Here is a 26,621-nt window from a genome sequence, read left to right on the forward strand (position 1 = left end):
GCGTACCCGGCCCGGGGGGCCGTGCACGCAGCTCCGTCAGACGCCGACGCGATCCCGCGTTGGGGTGAGTGGGGTGCGGCCGCTGTCTCTTCGGAGTCAGCTTTCAGCAGGTCAAGGCTGGCGGTAAGCGGTTCGCGACGGCAGTCCGGGACGGGCTGATCGCGAAGCACCACATGTACGAGGACAGCCTCGCTGTCGAGGCTGCCTTCGGGGCGCGCCCGGCCTGACCCCTGTCTGGGACGCCATCGGCCCAGGTCATCACCCCTAACCTGGGCAAGTTCAGCCAAGCGCCGGAGCCCGCCGCCGCCCCGGGTTTGAAAAGATCGGCGCATGGCACAGCGACCCGCAACCGACAACCAGGTCCTCGCCGGACGGCCGTTCCCGCTCGGCGCCCACCCGGAGGCGGGCGGCGTCCGGTTCGCGGTGACGTCCGCCGTCGCCGACGCGGTGGAGGTGTGCCTCGTCGGGGACGACGGTTCCGAGCGGCGGATCGAGTTGACCGAACGCACGTTCGGCGTCTGGCACGGCCTCGTCCCTGGCGTCACGGTCGGCCAGCGCTACGGCTACCGCGTGCACGGTCCGTACGACCCGGCACGCGGCTACCGCTGCAACCCGGCCAAGCTCCTCGTCGACCCGTACGCGCGCCGGATCGACGGCAGGCTCGCCGGGCTGCACGCCGCGCAGGGCTTCACCGGCGACCCCGAGCGCGGTCCGATGTCCACTGTGGACTCGTTGGGCGCGGTGCCGCTGTCGGTGGTCACCTCGCCGGGCGGGCAGGACACCGGGATCAAACCCGAGGTGCCGTTCGAGGAGTCGGTGATCTGCGAACTCCACGTCAAGGGCTTCACCCAGCAGCATCCGTTCATCCCGGAGGCGCTGCGCGGCACGTACCTCGGCCTCGCGCACCCGGTCGCGATCGAGCATCTGACCCGGCTCGGCGTCACGACCGTCGAACTGCTGCCGGTGCACGCGTTCGCCGACGAGCCGGCGCTGATCCGCTCGGGACGGCACAACTACTGGGGCTACTCGCCGCTGGGCTACTTCGCGCCGCACGCCGGGTACGCGAGCGAGCCGGGCCGCGAGGTCGAGGAATTCCGCACGATGGTGGCGGCCCTGCACGCGGCCGGCATCGAGGTGCTGCTCGACGTTGTCTTCAACCACACTTGCGAAGGCGGCCCGGACGGCCCGACGCTCTCGCTGCGCGGCCTCGACGCCCCGGCGTACTACCTGCACACCCGCCGCGGCCACATGGCCGACCTGACCGGCTGCGGCAACACCCTCGACGCCGGTTCGCCGACGGTCGTCCGCCTGGTCACCGATTCGCTGCGGTACTGGACGCAGGAGATGGGCGTCGACGGCTTCCGGTTCGACCTGGCGAGCACGCTCGGCCGCCCGCGCGGCGAGATGTTCGACCGCGAGTCCATGATGCTCACCGCGATCACCACCGACCCGGTGCTGTCGCGCTGCAAGCTGATCGCCGAACCGTGGGACGCCACCGGCGAGGGCTACCGGGTCGGCGATTTCGGCGCGCAGTGGGCCGAGTGGAACGGCCGCTACCGGGACACGGTCCGCGATTTCTGGCGCGGCGCGACCGGCGTCCGCGACCTCGCGTACCGGCTGTCCGGCTCGTCCGATCTGTACGACCACAACCTGCGCCGGCCGTGGCAGTCGATCAACTTCGTCACCGCGCACGACGGCTTCACGCTGCGGGACCTGGTGTCCTACAACGAAAAGCACAACGAGGCCAACGGCGAGGACAACCGCGACGGCACGAACGACAACCGGTCGTGGAACCACGGCGCGGAGGGCGAGACCGACGACGCGGCGATCGTCGCGCTGCGCACCCGCCAAGCGCGCAACCTGTTCGCGACGCTGCTGCTGTCCACCGGCACGCCGATGTTCACCGCGGGCGACGAGATGTGGCGGACCCAGCAGGGCAACAACAACGCCTACTGCCTCGACGACGAAACGTCGTGGGTCGACTGGACCCCGACCGAGACCTCGGAGCCGATGCTCGAGTTCGCCCGCCGCCTGATCCGGCTGCGCGCGCACAGCCCGGCGCTGCGGCAGCCGGAGTTCTTCGAGGGCCGCACGACGGTCACCGGCAAGCCCGACCTCGTGTGGTTCCGCCCGGACGGCGAGGAGTTCGACGAGATCGACTGGTTCGACGAGGACCGCCGCACGCTCTGCATGTGGATCGACGGGTCGAACAGCCAGGCGCGCAACCGCGAGGGCGCGCTCGTCACCGACCATTCGTGGCTGCTGGTGCTGCACGCGGGCGCGGAACCGGCCGAGATCGTGCTGCCCGGACCGGAGTACGGCGAGACCTTCAAGCCCACTTTGGACACCAGCACCGCCGACGGCACTCCGGCGAACCCCGGCGTGCTGGAGCCGAAGGCGCGGATCACGGTCGAGGCGCGGTCGTTGCTGTTGCTGCGCGCGCCGCGGGACACGGTGGAGATCCCGCAGCTTTAGTCCCGCACGCTCCGCTCACGGGCGTCAGTATCGATACTCGCGGGTAATCACCGGAACGTGGCGGGCGATTGTTAACGCAATTCGGCGTTCGTGTTGCGGGCGGGAGACGGGAATGCGTCCGGGAGTTCCGCCGAATGGGCGCGTTTCGCCCGACCGGGTGGCGGGAATTTCCGAAAAAGGCCCCGCTGTCAACGGCTTTGGAGGAATCAGGCACACTGACCGTGCTCGCGGAAGCACACTCCGACCACCCTCCCACCCACCGTGAAAAAGGGGCATTGCCATGACCGGCAGGCTCGGGATCGACGACGTCGCACCCATTGTCAGCTGCGGCCGATATCCGGCCAAAGCCGTTGCAGGCGAACATTTCCCCGTCACGGCCACGGTCTGGCGGGAGGGCCACGACGCGGTGGCCGCCACGGTCGCCTGGCGCGGTCCCGGCGACCGCGCCGCGCGCCAGACGCGGATGGCCGAGCAGGGCCGGGGGCTCGACCGGTTCGGCGCGGTGATCGTGCCCGACGCCGAGGGCATGTGGACCTATCGCGTGGACGCGTGGAGCGATCCGTGGGCCACCTGGGAGCACGCGGTCGAGGTGAAGATCGCCGCCGGGCAGGGGCCGGGGGAGCTGGCCAACGACCTGGAGAGCGGGGCGCTGCTGCTCGACCGGGTGTCGCGCCGCCCGGAGCGCCGGGCCGAGCGCCCGCTGCTCGCCGGGGCCGCGGCCGCGCTGCGCGACGACGAACGCGATCTCGCCGAGCGCGTCGGGCCGGCGCTGTCGCCCGAGGTCCGCCAGCTGATGCACGATTTCCCGGTGCGCGAGCTGATCACCAAGGGCCGCGTGCTGAAGCTGTGGGTCGACCGCAAGCGCGCCGCTTTCGGTTCCTGGTACGAATTCTTCCCCCGTTCCACCGGCGGCCTCGACGCGCAGGGCCGCGCGGTGCACGGCACCTTCGCCACCGCCGAGCGCGAGCTGGACCGCGTCGCGGGCATGGGTTTCGACGTCGTGTACCTGCCGCCGGTGCACCCCATCGGCCGCGTGAACCGCAAGGGCCCCAACAACACTCTCGACGCGACGCCGGACGACGTCGGCTCGCCGTGGGCCATCGGCGCGGACGAGGGCGGGCACGACGCGATCCACCCGGAGCTCGGCACGATCGAGGACTTCGACTCCTTCACCGCCCGCGCGGAGGAACTCGGCCTCGAGGTCGCGCTCGACCTCGCGCTGCAGGCCGCGCCCGATCACCCGTGGGTGGTCAAGTACCCGGAGTTCTTCACCACCCGCCCGGACGGCACCATCGCCTACGCGGAGAACCCGCCGAAGAAGTACCAGGACATCTATCCGGTCAACTTCGACAACGACCCGCGCGGCATCTACGACGAGGTGCTGCGCGTCGTGCTGCACTGGGTGTCGCACGGGGTGCGGATCTTCCGGGTCGACAACCCGCACACCAAGCCGCCGGACTTCTGGGCGTGGCTCATCCAGTCGGTGAAGGACGCGCATCCGGACGTGCTGTTCCTCGCCGAGGCGTTCACCCGCCCGGCCCGGCTGTGGGGGCTGGCGAAGCTCGGCTTCACGCAGAGCTACACGTATTTCACCTGGCGCACCACGAAAGAAGAGCTGACCGAGTTCGGCACCGATCTCGTCGCGCACTGGGACCACGGCCGCCCGAACCTGTTCGTGAACACTCCGGACATCCTGCACGAATCGCTGCAGCACGGCGGGCCCGGCATGTTCGCGCTGCGCGCCGCGCTCGCCGCGACGATGTCGCCGACCTGGGGCGTGTACTCCGGCTACGAGCTGTTCGAATCCGAGGCGGTGCGGCCGGGCAGCGAGGAGTACCTCGACTCGGAGAAGTACCAGCTGCGCCCGCGCGATTTCGCCCGCGCGCTCGCCGAAGGCCGTTCGCTGGAACCGTGGCTGACCCGGCTCAACGCCGTCCGCCGCGCGCATCCGGCGCTGCAGGGCATGCGGTCGCTGCGCTTTCACCACGTCGACAGCGAAGCGCTGCTGGCCTACTCCAAACAGGACCCGGCGACCGGTGACACGGTCGTCACGGTGGTGAACCTCGACCCGCACGGAGCGCACGAGGGCACGCTCTGGCTCGACCTTCCCGCGCTCGGCTTCGACTGGTCCGAACGGCTGATCGCGCACGACGAGGTCACCGGCGAGACGTGGGACTGGGGCCAGGCGAACTTCGTCCGGCTCGAACCGTGGCGGGCGGTCGCGCACATCGTGGCTCTGCGCCGCAGGTTAGCGGCCTGAACCCGACAACAGCACTTCGCGAGTGGTTATCCCGGGTCCGTTCGGGATAACCACCATTCAGCACACGCACTCACGACAAGGTGGAACGATGGACGAGGACAGCCGGCCCGGCGCCGCGGCGGGACTGGCGGACGTGCCGCACACGGGGGAGGCGGTGACGGCCGACGGCTTGCTGGTCGAGCCGCAGGCGGACGACTTCGCGCACGCGCACGCGGCGCCGAAGGACCCGGAATGGTTCAAGAGCGCGGTGTTCTACGAGGTGCTGGTGCGCGCGTTCGCCGATTCGAACGGCGACGGCACGGGCGACCTGCGCGGGCTGGCGGGCAGGCTCGACTACCTCGAATGGCTCGGGGTGGACTGCCTGTGGCTGCCGCCGTTCTACGCCTCGCCGCTGCGCGACGGCGGCTACGACATCAGCGATTTCCGTGCCGTGCTGCCGGAATTCGGCAGCGTCGAGGACTTCGTGTACCTGCTCGACGAGGCGCACCGGCGCGGCATCCGGGTGATCACCGACCTGGTGCTGAACCACACGTCGGACGCGCACCCGTGGTTCCAGCAGTCGCGCTCGGACCCGGACGGCCCGTACGGCGACTACTACGTGTGGAGCGACGACGACTCCCGCTACGCCGACGCGCGGATCATCTTCGTCGACACCGAAACGTCCAACTGGACCTACGACCCGGTGCGCGGCCAGTTCTACTGGCACCGGTTCTTCTCCCACCAGCCGGACCTCAACTACGAGAACCCGGCCGTGCAGGACGCGATGATCGACGTGCTGCGGTTCTGGCTCGACATCGGCATCGACGGCTTCCGCCTCGACGCCGTGCCCTACCTGTTCGAACAGGAGGGCACCAACTGCGAGAACCTGCCGCGCACGCACGATTTCCTCAAGCGCTGCCGCAAAGTCGTCGACGACGAATACCCCGGCCGGATCCTGCTGGCCGAGGCGAACCAGTGGCCGACCGACGTGGTCGAGTACTTCGGCGACGCGGAGTCCGGCGGCGACGAATGCCACATGGCGTTCCACTTCCCGCTGATGCCGCGGATCTTCATGGCGGTGCGCCGGGAGTCGCGGTTCCCGATCTCGGAGATCCTGCTGCAGACGCCGCAGATCCCGTCCGGCACGCAGTGGGGCATCTTCCTGCGCAACCACGACGAGCTCACGCTCGAGATGGTCAGCGACGAAGAGCGCGACTACATGTACTCCGAATACGCCAAGGACCCGCGGATGAAGGCCAACATCGGCATCCGCCGCCGGCTGGCCCCGCTGCTGGACAACGACCGCGACCAGCAGGAGCTGTTCACCGCGCTGCTGCTGTCGCTGCCCGGGTCGCCGGTGCTGTACTACGGCGACGAGATCGGCATGGGCGACAACATCTGGCTCGGCGACCGCGACGCCGTCCGCACCCCGATGCAGTGGACCCCGGACCGCAACGCCGGGTTCTCCACCTGCGACCCCGGCCGGATCTATCTGCCGGTGATCATGGACCCGGTGTACGGGCACCAGGCGCTCAACGTCGAGGCGCAGGCGGACAACGCGTCGTCGCTGCTGAACTGGACGCGCCGGATGATCGAGGTGCGCAAGCAGCACCACGCGTTCGGCCAGGGCGATTTCGCCGACCTCGGCGGCTCGAACCCGAGCGTGCTCGCCTACCAGCGCCGGTGGCTGCGCCCGGACGGCCGCGAGGACGTCGTGGTGTGCGTCAACAACCTGTCCCGGTTCCCGCAGCCGGTGGAGCTGGACCTGTCCGCGCACCAGGGCGCGACGCCGGTCGAGCTGACCGGCGGCGTGCGGTTCCCGGACATCGGCGAGCTGCCGTACCTGCTCACGCTGCCCGGCCACGGGTTCTACTGGTTCCAGCTGCTCGAGCCGGAAGAATGAGGTGAGTCCGCTGTCGCACCACGGTTCCCCGCCCGAACTGCCCGAGGTTTCCCGCGCGCTGACCGCCCTGCTGCCGGACTGGCTGCCCGCGCAGCGCTGGTTCGCGGGCAAGGACCGGCCGGTCGACGAGGTCCGCCCGGTCGAGCTGACCGCCTTGGCCGGTCCCGATCCGCTGCTGGTGCACGCGGTCGTCGACGTGGTGCAGGGCGACCGCACCGAGCCGTACCAGCTGCTGGTCGGCAGCCGGTCCGGGGTTCCCGAGGTCGCTTCGGCCGCGGTGCTCGGCGACGGGCTCTACGAGGCGAGCGGCGACGCGGACCTCACCGCCGGGCTGCTGGACCGGATGGCGGCGGGCGAGTCCGCCGGGCCGCTGCGGTTCGCGGCGGAACCGGACGCGACGCTCGAGCCCGGCCTGCGCTCGCGGCCGATCACCGCCGAACAGAGCAACACCTCGCTGGTGTACGGCGGGCAGTACATCCTCAAGCTGTTCCGCAAGCTCAGCGCGGGGACGAACAAGGACCTGCTGCTGCACCGCGCGCTGCAGGACGCGGGCTGCAAGCACATCGCCCGCGTGGTCGGCTCGATCTCCGGCGATCTGCACGGCGAGCCCGCGACGATGGGGATGCTGCAGGAGTTCCTGCCGGACGCGGTCGACGGCTGGGCGATGGCGACCACGAGCGTGCGGGACCTGCTGGCCGAACCGGACCAGGCCGCGGCCGAGGCGGGCGGCGATTTCGCGGGCGAATCCGAGCGGCTCGGCGCCGCGGTGGCCGAGGTGCACGCGGACCTGGCGACCGCGCTCGGCACCGAGCCCGCGGACAGCGACGAGCTGGACCGCACGGTGCGCGCCATGACCGAGCGCCTCGACCAGGTGTCCAGTGTGGTCCCGGAGCTGGCCGTGCACGCGCCCGCGCTGCGCGAAGTATTCGAGACGGTGCGCGCGCACGAGTCGCCGATAGTCATGCAGTACATCCACGGCGATCTGCACTTGGGCCAGGTGCTGCGTACCGTCAACGGATGGCTGTTGCTGGACTTCGAAGGCGAACCGGCCGCCCCGGTCGCGGAACGGCACGCGCTGCGCTCGCCGCTGCGCGACGTCGCGGGCATGCTGCGGTCGTTCGACTACGCGGCGCACCAGCGGCTCGTCGGGCAGCCCGAGAACGCGGACGTGACCCGGCACGCGATGGAATGGGCTCGGCGCAACCGCGCCGCGTTCTGCTCCGGGTACGCCCGCGCCGGCGGCCCGGTCGGCGACCCGCAGGCGCACGCGGGCCTGCTCCGCGCCTTTGAACTGGACAAAGCGGTGTACGAGGTCGCCTACGAGCACGCGAACCGGCCGGACTGGCTGAGCGTGCCCCTGGCGGCGATCGCCCGCAGCACCGACGGAAGCGAGTGACCCCCGTGAACGCTGTCCCCGCGGATCTGCCCTCGGCGGCGCCGTCTCCGCTCGACATCGACCGGCTGCTGGCAGGCGAGCACCACGACCCGCACTCGGTGCTCGGCGTGCACACCGACGGCAGCGACATCGTCGTGCGCGCGCTGCGCCCGGGCGCGACGTCGGTGTCGGTCGTCGCGGGCGAGCGCCGCGTTCCGCTGGAGCGCGTGGCGGACGCGCTGTTCGCCGCGGCGCTGCCGGAACATCCCGGCGACTACCGGATCGAGGTCGGCTACGACAACCACACGGTCGTCACCGACGATCCGTACCGCTGGCTGCCGACGGTGGGGGAGCTGGACCAGCACCTCATCGGCGAAGGACGGCACGAGCGGCTATGGGACGTGCTGGGCGCGCACGTGCGCCGGTACGACACTCCGAACGGCGTCGTCGAAGGCGTGTCCTTCGCGGTGTGGGCGCCGACCGCGCGCGGCGTGCGGGTGATCGGCGACTTCAACGCGTGGGAAGGCCGCGGCCACCCGATGCGCTCGCTCGGGTCTTCGGGCGTGTGGGAGCTGTTCGTCCCCGGTGTTTCCGTGGGCAGCTGCTACAAATTCCGCATCCTCGGCGCGGACGGGCACTGGCACGAGAAGGCCGACCCGATGGCGTTCGCCACCGAGGTGCCGCCCGCGACCGCGTCGAAGGTGACCGAATCGTCGTACGCCTGGGGCGACGACGACTGGGTGGCCCGGCGCGAGGCGACCGACTGGGCGGACGCGCCGATGAGCGTGTACGAGGTGCACCTCGGCTCGTGGCGGCCCGGGCTCGGCTACCGAGAGATGGCCGACCAACTGGCCGACTACGTCGAGGAAACCGGCTTCACGCACGTCGAATTCCTGCCGGTGGCCGAGCATCCGTTCGGCGGCTCGTGGGGTTACCAGGTCACGTCGTACTACGCGCCGACGTCGCGCTTCGGTTCGCCGGACGACTTCCGGTACCTCGTCGACCACCTGCACCAGCGCGGCATCGGCGTGCTCGTGGACTGGGTGCCCGCGCATTTCCCGCGCGACATCTGGGCGCTGGCGCGCTTCGACGGCAGCCCGCTGTACGAGCACGAAGACCCGCGCCGCGGCGAGCAGCCGGACTGGGGCACGCTCGTGTTCAACTTCGGCCGCAACGAGGTGCGCAACTTCCTCGTCGCGAACGCGCTGTTCTGGCTGGAGGAGTTCCACCTCGACGGTCTGCGCGTCGACGCGGTCGCCTCGATGCTGTACCTCGACTACTCGCGCAAGGACGGCGAGTGGCTGCCGAACGAGTACGGCGGCCGGGAAAACCTCGACGCCGTCCGGTTTCTGCAGGAGCTGAACGCGACTGTCTACAAGCGACACCCCGGCGTGGTCATGGTGGCCGAGGAATCCACCGCTTGGCCCGGCGTCACCCGCCCGACGCATCTGGGCGGTCTGGGCTTCGGCTTCAAGTGGAACATGGGCTGGATGCACGACACGCTCCGGTACCTGTCGCACGAGCCGATCCACCGGGCGTACCACCACAACGAGATGACGTTCTCGCTCGTGTACGCGTGGAGCGAGAATTTCGTTTTGCCGCTGTCGCACGACGAAGTGGTGCACGGCAAGGGTTCGCTGTGGGAACGGATGCCCGGCGACGACTGGAACAAGGCGGCCGGGCTGCGCTCGCTGCTGGCGTTCATGTGGGCGCATCCCGGCAAGCAGCTGCTGTTCATGGGCGGCGAATTCGGCCAGCCGAGGGAATGGTCGGAGTCGCGGTCGCTGGACTGGCACCTGCTGGAAACCCCGCTGCACCGCGGCGTCCGCGGCCTGATCCGGCAGCTGAACGCGATCTACCGCGACACCGCCGCGCTGTTCAGCGGCGACGTCCGGCCCGACGGCTTCCGCTGGATCGACGCGAACGACTCGGCCGGAAACGTGCTGAGCTTCCTGCGCCTGGGCGCGGACGGCTCGCGGCTGGCGTGCATCGCCAACTTCGCCGGGGTCCCGCATCACGACTACCGGGTCGGCCTTCCGGCCGCGGGCCGGTGGACCGAGGTGCTGAACACGGACGCGGAGTCGTTCGGCGGTTCCGGGGTCGGGAACCTGGGCGCGGTGGAGGCGACTGAGGAGCCGTGGCACGGTCAGCCCGCGTCGGCGGTGTTGCAGCTTCCGCCGAGCGGGGTGCTGTGGCTGCTGGAGGAACGCGCCTCCGCCGACACCGAGGCTTGATCCGCCACCTGCCACTCCGGCGCGCCGCTGACCCGTGCGGGTCGTGAGGGGAACCCTGAGGGAATCAGATTCCGTGAAGGTGGCCCTCACGTACCCTGCCCTGCCCCGCTCGAGTCCGTCCGGTATTGATCGAGCCGGATGATCTGACCGCTTGCCCGTCCGGTCACCCGGCCTTGCCCGGAATGCCTCCCGGGAGCACCTTTCCCCACCGTCGGTCGGAAAATGACCCACGGAACGTCTTGCCGGTGAAGGCGCTGGTGGGCATACTTTGTTGCCATCCACAACAAACCCGGGGTGGCGCCGCCAGGCCGCCCCTCGAGTGATTGAGGGATGACAATGACGTCCACGCACACCTCTTCCCGGTGGCGGCTGCTCGCGATTCCCGCGGCGCTCGCCGTCGCCAGTGCGGTCGCGCTGACGCCCGCGGGGAACGCCGCCCCCGCCGCCGCTCCGGCCGCCGGGTTCTCCGACGACTTCGACGGCCCGGCGGGCGCGCCCGCCGACGGGGGCAAGTGGAGCTACGAAACCGGCGACAACAACGGCAACAACCACGAACGGCAGTGGTACACCTCAGGCGCGGCGAACGGCGCGCTCGACGGCCAGGGCCACCTCGTGATCACCGCCAAGAAAGAGAACTCCGGCAACAACTGCTGGTACGGCGCCTGCCAGTACACCTCGGCGCGGCTCAACACCGCCGGCAAGTTCAGCCAGGCGTACGGGCACATGGAAGTCCGGATGAAACTGCCGCGCGGGCAGGGAATGTGGCCGGCGTTCTGGATGCTCGGCGGCGGGCAGTGGCCGGACGACGGCGAGATCGACGTGATGGAGAACATCGGCAAGGAGCCGAACACCGTGCACGGCACCATCCACGGCCCCGGCTACTCGGGCGCGGGCGGCATCGGCGCGGCGTTCAACGGCCCGAACTTCTCCGACGATTTCCACACTTACGCGGTCGACTGGTCGCCGAACAAGATCGTCTGGCTGGTCGACGGACAGGCCTACCAAACCCGCACCCCGGCGGACCTGAACGGCAAGAAATGGGTGTACGACCACCCGTTCTATCTCATCTTGAACCTCGCGGTGGGCGGCGACTGGCCGGGCGACCCGGACGGCAACACCCAGTTCCCGCAACAGCTGGTGGTCGACTACGTGCACGTGAGCTGACCACCCTCGCCGCCGGAACCCCGGCGGCACGGAGAAGGCGCGGTCTCCGCGGGCCCCGTCCGGCTCTTTCCCGAGCCGGGCGGGGCCCTCTTCGCGCCGCCCGCGCGGGTACACAGCTTCCGCACGGACGACGGCAAGGAAAATCTCAGGTACCGGGTGTTTGCTGAGCTGGCGGAGGGTCACGAGACGCGGGAGCGGACCATGAACGAGCAGGAGCGAGGCGGGCAGGACCAGGGACAGCCCGGCTACGGCGGACCGGCGCACCCCTATTCGCCGGGAGCGGGCCAGCCGTACCAGCAGGGCTGGGGACAGCAACAGGCCTGGAACCCGCCGCCCGGCGCGTACGGCCCGCAGCCCGGCGGCCAGTACGCCGGTCAGCCGCATCCGACGCAGCAGTTCGCGACGCCGTACCACCGGCCGCAGCGGGCCAGTCACCCGTTGCGGACCGCGGCCGTCACGGTCGGTGCGATCGCGGTGGCAGTCGCCGTCGGGCTCGGGGTCGGGCACTTCGTGTGGACGCCGTCCGCGCCGCCCGGGGTCTCCGGAAACCAGAACTTCGGCTCGATCGGCAACCAGACCAACCCGCCGTCGAACACGGCCATCGACCCGCAGGCGATCGCGAAGAAGGTCAGCGCGGGCATCGTCAACATCAACACCGAACTCGGTTACCAGGGCGCGGCCGCGGCGGGCACCGGCATCGTGCTCACCGCCGACGGCGAGGTGCTCACGAACAACCACGTCGTCGAGGGCGCGACCAGCATCAAGGTCACCGACATCGGCAACGGCCAGACGTACACCGCGTCCGTGCTCGGCTACGACCGGAGCCACGACGTCGCGGTGCTCAAGCTTGCTGACGCGTCTGGGCTGGCCACGGAAACGCTCGGCGATTCGTCCTCGGTGAAGGTCGGCGACGCGGTCGTCGGTCTCGGCAACGCCGGCGGCGCCGGGGGAGCGCCGGTTCCGGCCGGGGGCCGGGTGACCGCGCTGAACCAGTCGATCACCGCGTCCGACGAATCGAACAGCTCGTCCGAGCAGCTGAAGGACCTGATCCAGGTCGACGCGAACATCCAGTCCGGCGATTCCGGCGGCCCGCTCGTGAACGCGCAGGGCCAGGTCGTCGGCGTGGACACCGCGGCCTCGGCCGGGTACCAGTTCAACGGCGGCGGCGGACGGCGCAGCCACGGCGGGCTCGGCAACGGCTTCCCCGGCAGCGGCTCCCAAGGCGACTCGCAGGGCAACGGTTCTCAGGGGTCCAGCGGGAACGAGGGCTACGCGATCCCGATCAACCAGGCGATCTCCATCGCCCACGAGATCGTCGGCGGCACCGGTTCGGACACCGTCCACATTGGAAAGAGCGCGTTCCTGGGCGTGACCGTCAGCGATGCCGGACAGCAGCAACAACAGCAGCAGGGCGGATCCGGCTCCGGCGCGGCGATCCAGCAGGTAGTCCCGGACGGCGCCGCCGCGAAGGCAGGCCTGGCCGCCGGCGACGTGATCACCGCGGTGGACGGCAAAGCAGTCGACTCGCCCACCGCGCTGACCACCCTGATGGATCAGCACCACCCGGGCGACAAGCTGACCGTGACCGTCGTCGACCAGACCGGCCAGCAGCAGAACGTCACCGTCGTGCCCGCCGAAGGCCCGGTGGGCTGACGCGCCGGATTGTCCGGACGGCTGAGTTCGTTCAGTCGTCCGGATAACGCGTGTCCAGCGAAACTTTCTCCCACGCCGCCAGATCCGCGAGCTGCTGCTCCAGCTTCGCCCGGATCCGGTTCACCGCCTCGGGCCCGAGCGGCAGCCGCAGCGGCGCGTCCGGCGTGTCGACCAGTTTAAGAATGGCCTCGGCAGCCTTCGCCGGATCATTCGGCTGCGCGCCGTCCTGTGCGGAAAACCGTTGGCGCATAACGCCTGCCGGAGTGTCGCGATAGTCGTCGATGGGCTCGGAAAACGCCATCGACCGCCCGGCGAAGTCCGTCCGGAACGGCCCCGGCTCCACCAGGCTCACCCGGATCCCGAGCGGCGCGACCTCCCCGGCGAGCGCCTCGGACATCCCTTCCAGTGCGAACTTCGACGTCGCGTAGAGCGCGTGCCCCGGATTCCCGACCACCCCGCCGACCGACGACAACTGCACGATGTGCCCGCTGCGCTGCGCCCGCAGATGCGGCAGCACCGCGCGCGTGACGTTCAGGACGCCGAACACGTTGGTCTCGAGCACCTGCCGCGCCTGCGCGTCGGTCAGTTCCTCGAGCGCCCCCACCAGCCCGTGCCCGGCGTTGTTGACCAGCACGTCGATCCGCCCGTACTCGCTGATCGCCGCGCTCACCGCCGCTTCCACCGACGCCGGATCCGTGACGTCCAGCCGGGCTTTGAACGTCTTCAACCCGTCGAGCGCCGTTGTGTCGCGCGCTGTCGCCACGACCTTTTCCCCGCGCGCCAGCAAGGTTTCCGCGAGCACGCGGCCGAACCCGCTGCTCGCTCCCGTGATGAACCAGACGCGTCCGGACATGCGAACCTCCCCAGAACCAGATAGCTTGATACTCAAACCAAACTACCTTGAGCTTCGAGGGAGTGTCCAGTTGGACTCAGTGGAGGCAGGCCTGCCCGAATGGCTGGCCGTGATGCCGGACGGCGTGGAGGAGCAGGTCGAAGCGGCCCGGCAGCGAATCGGCAGGCTGTCGCGGCAGTTCGAACAGGTGCTGCGCGGCGTGGCGGAGGAATACGGCTTCAGCACGGGGGATTGGCAAGCATTGTCGGCTCTGCACCGATCCGGCCGTGCCGCGGTGCTGACGCCGAAGGAACTGGGAGACCGCCTGGGCGTCACCTCCGGAACCGTCACCGTCCGCATCGACCGCCTGGAACGAGCGGGCCTGGTGGAACGCGTCGCCGCCGCTTCGGACGGCCGCAGCCGCCCCGTCCGCCTGACCCGCAAAGGCCGCGCCCGCTGGGCCGCCGCCACGAAGAAACGCACCGACCGTGAGCAGGCCCTGTTCACGTCGGCCCTAGGCGCGGACGACCTGTCCGACCTGAACGCCCTCCTGTCCCGCCTCCTGACCCGCTTCGAAACCGAATTCGGCCCGTCTTCCCCGCACGATGCCCTCCGTCCGGAGTGACTTCGCCGTTTTTTGTCGGTGGTCGGGTCTAGCGTGAGCGGTACCTGACTGGAGGGAAGATCCATGACCACGCTCAACGACCGCCCGAACACCGCACTGCTCGTCGTCGACGTACAGAACGGCGTCGTCGCAGACTCCCACGAGCGCGACGCCGTCGTCGCGAACGTAGCCGCCCTGGTGGACAAAGCCCGGGCTGCTGACGTCCCTGTCGTCTGGGTCCAGCACTCCGGCGAGGGCCTGGAGAAGGGCAGCCCCGAATGGGGCCTGGTCCCTGAGCTGACGCCCTCGCCCGCCGAACCGCTGGTCGAGAAGTCGTATGGCGACTCCTTCGAAGACACCACCCTGGAATCAATCCTTGCTGACCTGAAGGTCGGTCACCTGGTGGTGAGCGGAGCCCAAACGGACGCCTGCATCCGCTCCACCCTCCACGGCGCCTTCGCCCGAGGCTACGACGCGACCTTGGTGAGCGATGCCCACACGACAGAAGACCTCACCAAGTGGGGAGCCCCGTCGCCCGCGCAGGTCATCGCGCACACGAACCTGTACTGGGGCCACCAGACCGCTCCGGGCCGTACTGCGGGCACGGTCGTCACGGAGGAGGTTGTTTTCAAGACTGGGGCGTGATGCTGTCGCCGCTCTGTTCCTGGCAGGAACGTGGGCACGGTTGCCGCGGAGGGGGTCGCCTTTAAGCCGGGAGCCTGACGCCGTCCCTGCTTTGTCTCCGGCGGGGTGGCGTGCGGGGTCGCCGAGGAGGGGGCGCTTTCAAGGCTGGGGCGCAGTGCTGTCGTCGCTCTGTTCCTGGCAAGAGCGTGGGCAGGGTTGTCACGGAGGAGGTCGTTTTCAAGCTGGCAGCCTGATGTCGTCTCTGCTCTGTCTCCGGCTGGATGGCGTGCGGGGTCGCCGAGGAGGGGGCGCTTTCAAGGCTGGGGCGTGACGCTGTCGCCGCGCTGTTCCTGGCAGGAGCGTGGGCACAGGCGTCACGGAGGAGGTCGCCTTCAAGCCCGGAGCAAGCGGCCGTCGCAGCTCGGAGCGCGCGACCGGAAGCCGGGAACTGGAGCAGGCCCGACAAGCCGGGTCGGTCGGTTCCCCATCGCCGAACCTGAGCCGGGCGGGCCGGGCAATCCGCCAGCGCGGTTCGACCGGCAGCCGAAAGCCGGGTTGGCTCGGTCGAGCCGGTCGGCCCGGGTCCGCCGCAACCGGGTCCGGCCAGCCGAACCTGCCGCGGCACCGCTCTGAGCGCGGCGATCGACCGGGCGGGCGTCGTCAAGCCCAGCCCGCCGGGATCCGCGAACTGGCGACTTGGCTGACGGCGTCCGCGAACCCGCTCGCCGGGCCGCGCCTCGCCCGCAGCGGCGTCCGGCCGATGATGTCCGCAACTCGCGGCCGAGGTCCCAAAGCGCCCAAGCCCGGCAATCCGCCCGATACCGCCTCCCCGCGGCCCACGCAACGCGACCACCCGCAAGACCGATTCAGCCGCGACCCGTATCACTTCCCGCCGCCTCCCGATCACCACCGCTCACGGAAACCGAGCAATCATTTGTCCGTCACATCCAACGGGTGAATCCCGCTTGCCCCCAACCTAAAACCTCTCACTCACCGGAACCCCGCGCCGCACAGCGACAGCCTCGCCGCCCGCAAACCACGAGCGACCCCGGGCCAGAAACCCCTCTGCCACCACGGATTTCCCGGAAACACGCCCACCCTTGGACCGCGAACCCGGGCCCCTGTACCGGAAATACCCCGCCCAACACGCCCCAGGGTCCCTCCCCGCCCCGCGAACCCCACCAGTTACCGTGGCGCGCGTGTCCTCGTTCCGTCCGGTGAGCGTGTCTTCGGGGAACCGGCGGATCAGCTGGGACCTCGTGCGCGGTGGGTGCGTCGTGCTGGTGCTGCTGTACCACGCGACGTTCATGAGCGTCGTCGTGCATCCCGAGCTGGGGCCGCGGCGGTTCGTCTTCCCGCATCAGATCGGGGCGAGCCTGCTGCTCGTGATTTCCGCGTACTTCGCCGCCGTCACGATCGGGCGCGGGTCGCTCGGGCGCTACTGGTGGGGCCGGATCGCGCGGTTGCTGCCGCCGTTCCTCGCCGCGGTCGTGGTGATCTACTTCGCCCTGCGGTACCTCTCGCCGCCCGGCTGGTTCAGTCCGCGGTTCGGCGACCTCGCCGGCAACCTCCTGATGCTCTGGAACTGGAAGCCCGCCGAGTTCCCCTTCCTCGACGGCTCCCACTGGACGATTCCCCTCCAGCTCATGGCGTTCACCGTCGCCGCGCTGCTCTTCCGGAGCAGGTGGGGCCACGGCCGCAAGTTCCGCGTCGTCATGTGGGCTGCCCTGCTCGTCCCGCTCGCGCAATGGCCGCTGCGCATCGCCGGCCCGCCCGAGTGGTACCGCGTCATCGTCGACGGCTTCGGCTTCCACCGCTGGCACCTCTTCGTCGCGGGCATCGCGGTCCGGCTCTGGACGACGAAACGCGTGTCCACGACGGAGTTCGCGTTGCTGGAAGTCCTCTGCGTGACCGCGCACGCCCTGCACGGCGCGACCGTCACCCCCACCGGAATCGACATCGAATGGGGCTCGACGATCGGCATCGCGATCGGCATCGCGGTGATCTCCCTCGCCGCGGCCGGTCCCGACTGGAACCGCTTCATCCCGCCGTTCGCCCAGCGCGCGATCACCTGGTTCGCCGGCGTCTCCTACGGCGTCTTCCTGATCCACCAGGCCATCGGCTACCTCGTGCTGCACTGGCTGTCCGGCCTCGGCCTCGACCCGCTGCTGCAAACCGCCGGGATGATCACCGCCGGCATCCTCCTCGGCTGGGCCCTCACCCGCCTGGTCGAACGCCCCGCACACCGCTTCCTCCTGCGCGGCTACGACTCCTGGACCGCCCGCCGCCGCTCCGACGACGAACCGGCCCCGGTCACCGCCGGAAAGCCCTGACACTCAGCACCCGATCGACGGCGCCCTTCCCTCCGCGTTTGCCCGCGGGTCAGCCTGATCCCGCGCATCCCGTTGCAAGTGCCGCAACGAACGCCCGGGACCTCGGCGGTCCAGCAGAAAACCCTGGTCTATGTCCGGGTCATCCCTGATGCCCGAAAACTGATCATGGCCATAGCGTGAAAGTCCGTCTTGAAGAGAAGAGGACGAAAACGTGCGAAGTGGTCGGTTGGTCGCGGCTGGTGTCCTGGCAGCGAGCGTCTCGGCGTGCCAGCTCCCCGTGCAGCAGGACGGAGGTGACGGCGTCTCCGTCGGGATTTGGCACAACACCGTGAAAGACACGTCGACGCTCACCGGTTCGCCGACGGCGATCAAGATCGACAGCCCCGCCGGATACGTCCGGCTGCGTTCCGGCGGTGCCCGCGACTCGATCACTGTCGAGCGCGAGATCCGTTACCAGGGCGCGAAACCGGAGGGCGTCTGGCATCGCTTGGCCGGCCCGACGCTCGAACTCGACGGAACCTGCGGAACCCAATGCGTAGTCTCCTACACCGTCACCCTGCCTGACCGGGCAGCGGTGACCGGGAAAATGGGAGCAGGCGAATTCGAGGCGGGCAAGATCAGCTCGCTGGACCTGACGATGTCCGCGGGCAGGGTCGCCGTCCAGGACTCCGCCGGGCCGGTCAAGGCCGTGACCTCCGTCGGAGAAGTGGACATCACCCTGACCGCTGCGGCCGACGCCACCATCAGAACCGACGTGGGCGCCGTGTCCCTCACCGTCCCGGGCAGGGACTACGCGGTATCGGCGAAGACCTCGGTCGGCGAACGAAGCGGCACCCTCCCGGACCGGCCGACCGGCGCCCACCGCATCGAGGTCACTTCCAGCGCCGGGGAAATCCGGCTCGACTCCCGCTGAACCAGCCGCTACCAGGCGATCGGGTGCCGCGCCCTGGAACCCTTCCAACCAGCGTGACACGGCAATTCGACTACCACTTCAACCGCTATCCGCCAGCAGGTACGAACCCCGCCCAGCGTACGAGCGCATCCGCGGGTTTCAGTTCGCAGTGATGGGTGGAGGGCTCGGCGCGGAGCCGTTCACCCTGTCTGACGGCAACCGGTCGGCTGGGCGCGGGTGCTGCTGATTTCCACAGCAGTATCCGCGACGTTCCACTGTGGACACCCCGCCGGACCCGGGAATCCTCAGCCCGGCCTCGCGGCGTGACCGCACGGCTCACGACGCGAGCGCGCTCCTCGGAACCCGAGTGCACGGCTTGCAACGCGATCGCGCGGCTCACGATGTGAGTGCGTTCTGCAGAAGGCGGCTGCGTTCCTCGCGACGCGATCGCCCGCCTCGCAGCCCGAACGCCCGCTGCAGAACCCGAGCGCACGGCACGCGACGCGGGTGCGCGCCCCAGAACGAGACCGCTCGGCTCACAACGCGCCCGCACTGATCAAAACCAGCCCGCCCACCTCACAACGCGAACGCCACAGACCGCACCACCAACGCCGCCACGAACACCACCGTGAACGCCAAGTCAATACCGACCCCACCAGCCCGAATCGGCGGCAGCACCCGGCGCACCGGGGCGATCACCGGCTCGGTAGCGCGGTGGGTGATCCGGCGCGCTTGCCCGAGCCACGCGGGTCCGGTAGCGACCACACGCGTCCAGTCCAGCACCATCCGCACTATCAGCACCACGATGAACACGGTCAGGACGTACCCGACCAGGGTCCCGATCAGGCTCATCGCACACCTCGCGTTGTCCGGCGACATCTTTCACCCCCTCCAACGCCCGGCGCCCCCGCGAAGTGTCCGGTTCACCGGAATTCTCAGTCGATTGCCAGAATCCCCCCGATCGGGTATCGAGGAGGGCTCCAGCGAAGGGAGCCGGCGAGTGCGCAGTGCGGCGTGGTTCGGGGCGTCCGGCCGGGCGGGGATGATCCATCGGTCCTGGATGCGGTCCCAGGGCTTCGGCCCGGAAGTATTCGACGGCCGGCCGGTGATCGGGATCGCGGTGAGCGCGTCCGAACTCGCCCCGTGCAACGTTCATCTCGACCGCGTCGCCGAGGCGGTCAAGCGCGGGGTCTGGCAAGCCGGCGGCTTCCCGCTCGCGTTCCCGACGATGGCGACCGGCGAGACGCTCATGCGCCCGACCGCGATGCTCTACCGCAATCTGATGGCGATGGAGGTCGAAGAGCTGATCCGCGCCAACCCGCTCGACGGCGTCGTCCTCCTCTCCGGCTGCGACAAGACGACCCCGGCGATGCTGATGGGCGCGGCGAGCGTCGACTTGCCCGCGGTGATGGTCACCGGCGGCCCGATGCTCAACGGCAAGTTCCGCGGCGGCGACGTCGGCTCGGGCACGCACGTCTGGAAGTTCGAGGAAGAAGTCAAAACCGGGCGGATGACCGAGGAAGAGTGCTTCTTCGCCGAAGGCTGCATGGCCCGCTCGAACGGCCACTGCATGACCATGGGCACCGCCTCGACGATGGCCTGTCTCGCCGAAGCGCTCGGCATGCAGCTGCCCGGTTCGGCGACCTGGCCCGCGGTCGACGCACGCCGCTTCGAGACCGCGCAATCAGCCGGTCAGCGCATCGTCGCGATGGTGGAGGAAGACCTGCGGCCGTCGGAAATCCTGACCCGCGCGGCGTTCGAGAACGCGATCCGGGTCAACGCGGCGATCGGCGGGTCCACCAACGCGATCGTGCACCTGCTCGCGCTGGCCGGGCGCGTCGGCGTCCCGCTCGCGATGAGCGACTTCGACGAGCTGGGCCGTGAAGTCCCCACGTTGGTGAACCTGATGCCGTCAGGGCAATTCCTCATGGAGGATTTCTGTTACGCAGGAGGCATTCCGGTGGTGTTGAGCAGGCTCGCCGAAGCGGGGCTCCTCCGCGCCGACGTCCGCACGGTCACCGGCAAGGCCCGGGAAACCGCGGAATGCTGGAACGACGAGGTCATCACCACGGTCGAGGCGCCGTTCCAGCCGCCGGGCACCGGAACCGCTGTGCTCACCGGGAATCTCGCCCCGGAAGGCGCGGTGATCAAGCAATCCGCCGCGTCTCCGGGACTGCTCGCGCACACCGGCCCGGCGCTCGTCTTCGACACCGCGGAGGACTACCACCGCGTCGCCGATGATCCACAACTGCCAGTCACCCCCGACACGATCCTCGTGATCCGCGGCGCGGGCCCCAAGGGCTACCCGGGCATGCCGGAGGTGGCGAACGTCCCGGTCCCGAAGAAGCTGCTCGACCAGGGGGTCACCGACGTGGTCCGGATCTGCGACGGCCGGATGTCCGGCACCGGCTACGGCACGGTCGTGCTGCACGTGAGCCCGGAATCGGCGGTCGGCGGCCCGCTCGCGCTCGTCCGCACCGGCGACCGGATCACGCTCGACACCCCGGCGCGCGAGCTGACCCTGCACGTGCCCGACGACGAACTCGCCGCCCGCCGCGCGGCGTGGACGCCGCCGGAAAGCCCGTACCGCAGCGGCTACACCTGGCTCTACCGCGAGCACGTCACCCAGGCCCATCTCGGCGCGGACTTCGATTTCCTGCACGGCAACCGCGGTTCCGCCGTCCCGAGGGACTCGCACTGATGCGCCGCCTCGTGAAGACCGCCGCGGGCTGGCAGGTCACCGACGGCGAATCCACCGGCACGCTCCCGCCCGGAACCACACTCGGCTCACTGCTCGCCGGAGACTTCGCCGAAGCGCTGGCGGTCGAGTTGACGCCAGGCGAACCGGGCGAGCTGCGAGCGCCGGTCGACGACGACACCGAAGTGTGGGCCGCCGGAGTCACCTACGAGGTGTCGCGCGAGGCGCGGATGGAGGAGAGCGGCGACGCCGACGTCTACGCACGGGTCTACGAGGCAGAGCGGCCGGAGCTGTTCTTCAAGAGCGTCGGACATCGGGTGCGCGGGCCGGGGGAGCCGATCGGTGTCCGGGATGATTCCACTTGGGACGTTCCGGAACCCGAATTAGCGTTGGTGTGCAACGCGAACGCGGAGATCGTCGGCTACACGATCGTCAACGACGTCAGTTCGCGCAGCATCGAAGGCGAGAACCCGCTGTACCTGCCGCAGGCCAAGACGTACCGCGGCTCGTGCGCGGCCGGGCCGTGGATCGTGCCCGCACAAGACATCCCGGACCCGTACGCGCTCGGCATCACTGTGGAGATCCATCGCGCCGGAGCACGGCGTTGGGCGGGGGAGACGTCCACCTCGCGGCTCCATCGCAGGATCCCGGATCTGGTGTCGTGGCTCTACCGCGGCGACGTTTTCCCGCGCGGCGCCGTCCTGGCCACCGGTACATCAGCCGTCCCCGGCCCGGACGTCACGCTCGAGGAAGACGACGAGGTCACCATCATGATCGAGGGCATCGGCACCCTCCGGAACCCGGTCCGGCGCGGCCGCTCCGCCTGACGTCCCCTTGACGCGGCCCCGCGCGTTCGGCTATTCAATCTCAGTTCACATATCTGTGGAGTATTCATATTCTTGAACGGAGTTGCGGTGCTGCCTCCTTTCCGGTCTACCCGTCCGCGTCGTCTCGCGGCGGTTCTCGCGACGGTCGCAGGGCTGCTCGCGACCACCGCCGGAGCGGCGACCGCCGCGCCCGCGCCGCGGTCGTGTTCGTTCGTCTGCGTGCCGGACACTGTGGTGCTCGACGGCCTGCACCTGGCAGGCAACAAAATCGGCCTGATGGCCGGGAACCCGACGCTGCGCACATCCCTGTCCAATCTGCTGAAGCAGGCCGACGACGCGCTGACCAAGGGCCCGTGGACGGTCGTCGACAAGGAGCGCGTCCCGCCGAGCGGCGACAAGCACGACTACCTGAGCCTCGCCCCGTACTACTGGCCCAGCCAGCCGAAAACGCCGGAGAATCCGCAGGGCTGCCCGTACGTCGACCGTGACGGCCAGGTCAACCCCGAGATGAAGAACGTGCCGGACAAGGCCGAGCGGCTCGTCGCGTTCAACTCGATCTACCAGCTTTCGCTCGCCTGGTACTACACCGGCAAGGCCGAGTACGCCCAGCGCGCCGCGCTCGACCTGCGCACCTGGTTCCTCGACGCGGCAACGAAAATGAACCCGAACCTGAACTTCGCGCAGGGCATCCCGTGCAAGACCGACGGGCGGGGGATCGGCATCATCGAGTTCTCCTACACCTTCACCCAGGTCCTCGACGCCGCCCGGATCCTGGAGGCGGGCGCGCCCGGCTGGACGAAGGCCGACGGCAAAGCGTTCCGCGGCTGGTCGTCGGACTTCCTGACGTGGTTGCGCACCAGCAAGAACGGCACCGACGAGGCAAAGGCGACCAACAACCACGGCACGTTCTACGACCTGCTCACCGCGGCGACCGCGAGCTACGTCGGGCAGCGCGACCTCGCCCGCCGGATCGTCCGTGACTCCGGCAAAGCCCGGATCGACCACCAGATCGCCGCGGACGGCGGCCAGCCCGAGGAGTCGACCCGCACCCGGACGTACCACTACCACACGTTCAACCTGGTCGCCCTGACTCGCCTCGCGCAGCTGGGCAAGCACCTGGGCGTCGACCTGTGGTCGTACCGGAACCCCAATGGCGGCAGTATTTTCGCCGCTGTCGACCACCTGCTCCCCGCGGCGACTGGTGCCGCACCATGGCCGTTGCCGGACATCCACTTCATCCAGTACGCCGCCCTCGACAGCGTGCACGCCGCCGCTGACGCGGGCGACTGGAAGGCCCGGGCCGCGGTCGGCCGCATCCCGGCCCCGCCCGGCGGCGACCTGTTCCCGGTCCGCCCGGCGGCCGAGCAGTTGGACGACGTGTCCACCACCTGACCCCGGTTTCACCCGGACGCGGCACTCGTCGCGTCCGGGTTTCCGGCGGCGGTCGTGAAACGATTCAGAAAGACCGATTCGCCGGAACGGGAAAGGGAAACGCCGTGATCAAGACCAGCCGGAGCGCCGGCTCGCAGGCCCGGCGGGTGACGTTCGTGCTGCCGCTCGACACCCCGCCCGGCCCGGTGAGCGTGGTCGGCGACTTCAACGACTGGCAGCCCGGCCGCCACGAACTCCGCAAACGCTCGAACGGCACGCGCTCGGCCGCCGTGGAGGTCCCGCCGGGCGCCCGGCTCCGCTTCCGCTACCTGGCCGACGGCGGCCGCTGGCTGGACGACCCGGACGCTACTGCCCGGGACGGGCGGGATTGCCTGTACATCGCGGACTGACCGGACCGCATCGGTTCCGCGAGCCAACCCTGCCGCGACCGCGACCCGACCCAGCCCGGCCCCGGCTCGGCCTGGCCTGACCTGCCCCAGCCGCGATCCAGCCCGGCCTGGCCTAGCCCGACCCAGCCCGGCCAAGTCCCGGCCAGGACTAGCTCGGCCAAGCCCGGTCCGATCCAGTGGCCCGGCCCTGCCCGGCGAACGGCCCTGCCCGCCCCAGCCCGGCCAAGCCCCAGCTCGGCCAAGCCCAGCCAAGCTCGTCCGAGCCCGGCCCGGCCAAGCTCGGCGCGGCTAAGCCCGGCCCGGCTAAGCCCGGCTAAGCCCGGCCAAGCCCGGCCCGGCTAAGCCCGGCCAAGCCCGGCCCGGCTAAGCCCGGCCCGGCTAAGCCCGGCCCGGCTCGGCCTAGTCCAGCCCAGCCCAGCCCGGACTGGCCCAGCCCGGCCCGGCCCTGTCGGCCCAGCCCCGTCCGGCGATCAGCCCTGCCCGGCGCAACTCGGGGAACCGCCCGGCCCTGCGGCGCAGTCCGGATCGCGGAAAGCCCGCACGACCCGCGAGCACTCTCGCCCCGCCGCCCGGGACCCGCTGGCACCGCCGCGCGGATTTCGCCGGTGCCAGCGGAAACGCGGCGTCTCGTGCACGACAATCCCGGTTCTCACCGGCACCGGCACCGGCACTCACGAGCCCTGAGCCGCACATCACGTCCCCCTAGTTTTGGAGCACCTGCTCCTTTATTCTCGAACCCATGCCCCGCCCCCGGATCCACGACCCCGAGCTGATCCTCGACGTCGCCGAGCGCCTCATCGCCGACACCGGCCCCGAAGCGCTCACCGTCCGGCGGCTGGCGCAAGAAGCGGGCGTCCCGAACAGCACGATCTACCACTCCTTCACCAATCTCCCCGCCCTGATCGGCCGCACCTGGCTGCGCGCGGCCACTTTCTTCCTCGACGAACAAGAGCGGCTGGTCGACGAAGCCGGCGACCCGGTCGAAGCGGTAGTCGCGGCGGCCGACACCTCCGCCGTAGTCGCCGACGCCCGCCCGGACGCCGCGCGCATGATGATCGCCGTCCCGGCAAAGCGCGTCCTGGGCCCGCAACTTCCCGAAGAACTCGCGGAAGCCTTGCACGCCTTGGACAAACGCCTGGTCCGCCTCCTCGTCCGCCTCGCTCGCCAGCTCTGGGACCGAGGCGACGGCCAGGCCGTCGAGGTCGTCACCGCCTGCGTAGTCGACCTCCCGACCGCTCTGCTCCGTCGCGAACTCGCCACCGGTCCCGCCAGCAGGGAGAGCCGGGAACGGCTGGCCGCGGCCGTCCGCGCGATCCTCGCCCTGGAACCACCGAAAAAGTCCAGAAAGGACTGAAATGCCCACTCTCGCCACCACCGGCGCCGTCCACGTCCTCGACTTCGGCGCGGACGAAAACCGTTTCGCCCCAACGTGGCTGGAAGAAGTCCACACTCACCTCGACACCGTCACCGCGGGCAAGGAACCCGCCGCGCTCGTCACCATCGGCAGCGGCAAGTACTACTCCAACGGCCTCGACCTCGAGTGGCTCACCAGCCACCCCGACGACGCCGGCAAATACGTCACCAGCATCCACGAGCTCTTCGCCCGCGTGCTCGCGCTGCCGGTCCCGACAATCGCCGCGGTCAACGGGCACGCCTTCGGCGGCGGCGCGATGCTCGCGATGGCCCACGATTTCCGCCTCATGCGCGAGGACCGCGGCTACTTCTGCTTCCCCGAAGCCGACATCAACCTCCCGTTCACCCCAGGTATGGCCGCGCTCGTCCAGGGGAAGCTCACCCCGGCCGCCGCCATCGCGTCGATGACCACGGGGAGCCGCTTCGGCGGTCCGCAAGCGAAAGCGCTCGGCCTGGTCGACGAGACCGCCGCGCTGGAAGATCTGCGGGCCGCAGCAATCGAACGGGTCGCGCCGCTGGCGGGCAAGGACCGCGGCACGCTCGCCGCGATCAAGTCCACTATGTTCGGTCCGGCGCTGACCGCGTTGCGGGAGGCGGGAAACTGATCAGGTAGGCTCGCGTACGTGCGGCGGTGGGGCTCGCCGCTCCGGGAATCTCCCGGACAACCGCGGTCGAGACCGCCAACAGTCCCTACTCGAACGGCGAACCGTGTGTCCGTGGAGTAGGAGAAGACTGTGCCTGAAGAACCTCTCGACCCTGACGTCGATCTCCGGGATCCAGTGCAGCAACGCGAACTCGTCCGGCACCACGTGTCGGTGCTCGGCGTGATCGCGCTCGGCGGCGGGCTCGGCGCGCTGGCCCGCTACGGCCTCGCGCAGGCCCTTCCCGCCGCGACCGGCGGCTTCCCGTGGGCGACGTTCTGGACGAACGTCGCCGGCTGTTTCCTCATCGGCGTGCTGATGGTGCTGGTCACCGAGACGTGGTCGGCGCATCGGCTGGTGCGGCCGTTCCTCGGCGTCGGCATCCTCGGCGGCTTCACCACGTTCTCCACCTACGCGGTCGAAGCGCGCAACCTGCTCCAACCGGACACCGTGCCGCTCGCCTTCGGCTACCTCGGCGGAACGCTCGCCGCCGCGCTGCTCGCCGTCCTGCTGGGACACGCGATCACCCGCAAACTCGTCCCGGCGGAGGTGGCTGTCCGATGACCGTCCTCCTCGTTTTCCTCGGCGCCGCGGTCGGAGCGCCGATGCGGTACCTGACCGACCGGGCCGTCCAGTCCCGGCACCAGAGCCTGTTCCCGTGGGGGACGTTCACCGTCAATCTCGTCGGCTGCGTCCTGCTCGGCGGCCTCGCCGGCGCCGGGACCGCGCTGCCCGCGGCGGTCTACTCGCTGCTCGGCACCGGATTCTGCGGCGCACTGACGACCTACAGCACCTTCAGCTACGAAACCGTCCGGCTGGTCGAGCGCCAGTCGTACTTCGCCGCCGCGGCCAACGTCGTCGTCAGCATCGCGGCGGGGGTCGGCGCGGCGGCGTTCTCGTACGAGGCTGTCCACGCCTTGGTCGGGTAGGAAT

At 69.9% G+C, this 26,621-nt stretch carries 20 protein-coding genes and 1 pseudogene; 19 read left to right on the forward strand and 2 right to left on the reverse strand.

Going from position 1 to position 26,621, the window contains the following annotated elements:
* Positions 1 to 330: 330 nt before the first annotated feature.
* The 7 genes and pseudogenes from glgX to ACWDNU_RS21490 all read left to right on the forward strand — a co-directional run bounded on the left by glgX (position 331) and on the right by ACWDNU_RS21490 (position 13,043).
* Positions 331 to 2,475, forward strand: coding sequence for a glycogen debranching protein GlgX (gene glgX / locus ACWDNU_RS21460; protein WP_370936409.1), 2,145 nt, complete (start codon positions 331 to 333; stop codon positions 2,473 to 2,475).
* A gap of 280 nt (positions 2,476 to 2,755) precedes the next feature.
* Positions 2,756 to 4,735 (forward strand): alpha-1,4-glucan--maltose-1-phosphate maltosyltransferase, encoded by a 1,980-nt coding sequence (locus ACWDNU_RS21465; RefSeq protein WP_449670186.1) that lies wholly within the window; start codon positions 2,756 to 2,758, stop codon positions 4,733 to 4,735.
* An 88-nt stretch (positions 4,736 to 4,823) separates the two neighbouring features.
* Positions 4,824 to 6,617, forward strand: a complete 1,794-nt coding sequence (gene treS, locus ACWDNU_RS21470; protein ID WP_449670187.1) for a maltose alpha-D-glucosyltransferase — start codon at positions 4,824 to 4,826, stop codon at positions 6,615 to 6,617.
* Position 6,618: 1 nt separating this feature from the next.
* Positions 6,619 to 8,013, forward strand: a complete 1,395-nt coding sequence (locus ACWDNU_RS21475; protein WP_370936412.1) for a maltokinase N-terminal cap-like domain-containing protein — start codon at positions 6,619 to 6,621, stop codon at positions 8,011 to 8,013.
* Positions 8,014 to 8,018: 5 nt separating this feature from the next.
* Positions 8,019 to 10,226 carry a 1,4-alpha-glucan branching protein GlgB gene (gene glgB, locus ACWDNU_RS21480; RefSeq protein ID WP_449670188.1) on the forward strand — a complete coding sequence of 736 codons (2,208 nt, stop codon included), beginning with the start codon at positions 8,019 to 8,021 and terminating at the stop codon, positions 10,224 to 10,226.
* 336 nt (positions 10,227 to 10,562) lie between these two features.
* Positions 10,563 to 11,387, forward strand: a pseudogene (locus ACWDNU_RS21485) (glycoside hydrolase family 16 protein); the annotation flags it as partial.
* Positions 11,388 to 11,591: 204 nt separating this feature from the next.
* The gene (locus ACWDNU_RS21490) at positions 11,592 to 13,043 is read left to right on the forward strand and encodes a S1C family serine protease (RefSeq protein WP_449670189.1); all 1,452 of its coding nucleotides are present in this window, start codon (positions 11,592 to 11,594) and stop codon (positions 13,041 to 13,043) included.
* Between the two features lie 31 nt (positions 13,044 to 13,074).
* Here ACWDNU_RS21490 and ACWDNU_RS21495 read toward each other — a convergent pair whose 3' ends face one another.
* Complete coding sequence (locus ACWDNU_RS21495) at positions 13,075 to 13,896, reverse strand: oxidoreductase (RefSeq protein ID WP_449670190.1); 822 nt, start codon at positions 13,894 to 13,896, stop codon at positions 13,075 to 13,077.
* Positions 13,897 to 13,975: 79 nt separating this feature from the next.
* On the opposite strand from ACWDNU_RS21495, the gene ACWDNU_RS21500 reads away from it, so the two are divergent.
* From ACWDNU_RS21500 to ACWDNU_RS21515, 4 genes are all read left to right on the forward strand, one after another.
* On the forward strand, positions 13,976 to 14,500 hold the full coding sequence (locus tag ACWDNU_RS21500) for a MarR family winged helix-turn-helix transcriptional regulator (RefSeq protein WP_449670229.1): 525 nt from the start codon (positions 13,976 to 13,978) through the stop codon (positions 14,498 to 14,500).
* 63 nt (positions 14,501 to 14,563) lie between these two features.
* Positions 14,564 to 15,124 carry an isochorismatase family protein gene (locus ACWDNU_RS21505; RefSeq protein ID WP_449670191.1) on the forward strand — a complete coding sequence of 187 codons (561 nt, stop codon included), beginning with the start codon at positions 14,564 to 14,566 and terminating at the stop codon, positions 15,122 to 15,124.
* Between the two features lie 1,178 nt (positions 15,125 to 16,302).
* Positions 16,303 to 17,436: an acyltransferase family protein gene (locus ACWDNU_RS21510; RefSeq protein WP_449670193.1), complete on the forward strand. Its 1,134-nt coding sequence runs from the start codon at positions 16,303 to 16,305 to the stop codon at positions 17,434 to 17,436.
* A 211-nt stretch (positions 17,437 to 17,647) separates the two neighbouring features.
* Positions 17,648 to 18,349 (forward strand): hypothetical protein, encoded by a 702-nt coding sequence (locus tag ACWDNU_RS21515; protein ID WP_449670194.1) that lies wholly within the window; start codon positions 17,648 to 17,650, stop codon positions 18,347 to 18,349.
* A gap of 555 nt (positions 18,350 to 18,904) precedes the next feature.
* Here ACWDNU_RS21515 and ACWDNU_RS21520 read toward each other — a convergent pair.
* Positions 18,905 to 19,180 carry a YggT family protein gene (locus tag ACWDNU_RS21520; RefSeq protein ID WP_354749448.1) on the reverse strand — a complete coding sequence of 92 codons (276 nt, stop codon included), beginning with the start codon at positions 19,178 to 19,180 and terminating at the stop codon, positions 18,905 to 18,907.
* A gap of 148 nt (positions 19,181 to 19,328) precedes the next feature.
* On the opposite strand from ACWDNU_RS21520, the gene ACWDNU_RS21525 reads away from it, so the two are divergent.
* From ACWDNU_RS21525 to crcB, 8 genes are all read left to right on the forward strand, one after another.
* A complete protein-coding gene (locus ACWDNU_RS21525; RefSeq protein ID WP_449670195.1) occupies positions 19,329 to 21,029 on the forward strand; it encodes an IlvD/Edd family dehydratase in 1,701 nt (566 codons plus the stop codon).
* Positions 21,029 to 21,853, forward strand: coding sequence for a fumarylacetoacetate hydrolase family protein (locus ACWDNU_RS21530; protein WP_449670196.1), 825 nt, complete (start codon positions 21,029 to 21,031; stop codon positions 21,851 to 21,853). The genes ACWDNU_RS21525 and ACWDNU_RS21530 overlap by 1 nt, the downstream gene beginning before the upstream one ends.
* 87 nt (positions 21,854 to 21,940) lie before the next feature.
* Positions 21,941 to 23,245 carry an alginate lyase family protein gene (locus ACWDNU_RS21535; RefSeq protein WP_449670197.1) on the forward strand — a complete coding sequence of 435 codons (1,305 nt, stop codon included), beginning with the start codon at positions 21,941 to 21,943 and terminating at the stop codon, positions 23,243 to 23,245.
* 104 nt (positions 23,246 to 23,349) lie between these two features.
* Positions 23,350 to 23,634 (forward strand): isoamylase early set domain-containing protein, encoded by a 285-nt coding sequence (locus tag ACWDNU_RS21540; RefSeq protein WP_370936422.1) that lies wholly within the window; start codon positions 23,350 to 23,352, stop codon positions 23,632 to 23,634.
* A 739-nt stretch (positions 23,635 to 24,373) separates the two neighbouring features.
* The gene (locus ACWDNU_RS21545) at positions 24,374 to 24,988 is read left to right on the forward strand and encodes a TetR/AcrR family transcriptional regulator (protein ID WP_449670198.1); all 615 of its coding nucleotides are present in this window, start codon (positions 24,374 to 24,376) and stop codon (positions 24,986 to 24,988) included.
* 1 nt (position 24,989) lies between these two features.
* A complete protein-coding gene (locus tag ACWDNU_RS21550) occupies positions 24,990 to 25,652 on the forward strand; it encodes an enoyl-CoA hydratase/isomerase family protein (RefSeq protein ID WP_449670199.1) in 663 nt (220 codons plus the stop codon).
* A 129-nt stretch (positions 25,653 to 25,781) separates the two neighbouring features.
* On the forward strand, positions 25,782 to 26,252 hold the full coding sequence (locus tag ACWDNU_RS21555; RefSeq protein WP_344277319.1) for a fluoride efflux transporter FluC: 471 nt from the start codon (positions 25,782 to 25,784) through the stop codon (positions 26,250 to 26,252).
* Complete coding sequence (gene crcB, locus ACWDNU_RS21560; protein WP_344277316.1) at positions 26,249 to 26,617, forward strand: fluoride efflux transporter CrcB; 369 nt, start codon at positions 26,249 to 26,251, stop codon at positions 26,615 to 26,617. Before ACWDNU_RS21555 ends, crcB begins: the two co-directional genes overlap by 4 nt.
* The last annotated feature ends 4 nt before the right edge of the window (positions 26,618 to 26,621 follow it).

Source organism: Amycolatopsis sp. NPDC003676, from assembly GCF_053587275.1.

Bases quoted from the DNA above. Each gene is read 5' to 3' on its own strand.
- ACWDNU_RS21550 (WP_449670199.1), top strand. From the start codon at position 24,990: ATGCCCACTCTCGCCACCACCGGCGCCGTCCACGTCCTCGACTTCGGC.
- ACWDNU_RS21505 (WP_449670191.1), top strand. From the start codon at position 14,564: ATGACCACGCTCAACGACCGCCCGAACACCGCACTGCTCGTCGTCGAC.
- glgX (WP_370936409.1), top strand. From the start codon at position 331: ATGGCACAGCGACCCGCAACCGACAACCAGGTCCTCGCCGGACGGCCG.
- ACWDNU_RS21465 (WP_449670186.1), top strand. From the start codon at position 2,756: ATGACCGGCAGGCTCGGGATCGACGACGTCGCACCCATTGTCAGCTGC.
- ACWDNU_RS21545 (WP_449670198.1), top strand. From the start codon at position 24,374: ATGCCCCGCCCCCGGATCCACGACCCCGAGCTGATCCTCGACGTCGCC.
- treS (WP_449670187.1), top strand. From the start codon at position 4,824: ATGGACGAGGACAGCCGGCCCGGCGCCGCGGCGGGACTGGCGGACGTG.
- ACWDNU_RS21520 (WP_354749448.1), bottom strand. From the start codon at position 19,180: ATGAGCCTGATCGGGACCCTGGTCGGGTACGTCCTGACCGTGTTCATC.
- ACWDNU_RS21530 (WP_449670196.1), top strand. From the start codon at position 21,029: ATGCGCCGCCTCGTGAAGACCGCCGCGGGCTGGCAGGTCACCGACGGC.
- crcB (WP_344277316.1), top strand. From the start codon at position 26,249: ATGACCGTCCTCCTCGTTTTCCTCGGCGCCGCGGTCGGAGCGCCGATG.
- ACWDNU_RS21490 (WP_449670189.1), top strand. From the start codon at position 11,592: ATGAACGAGCAGGAGCGAGGCGGGCAGGACCAGGGACAGCCCGGCTAC.
- ACWDNU_RS21495 (WP_449670190.1), bottom strand. From the start codon at position 13,896: ATGTCCGGACGCGTCTGGTTCATCACGGGAGCGAGCAGCGGGTTCGGC.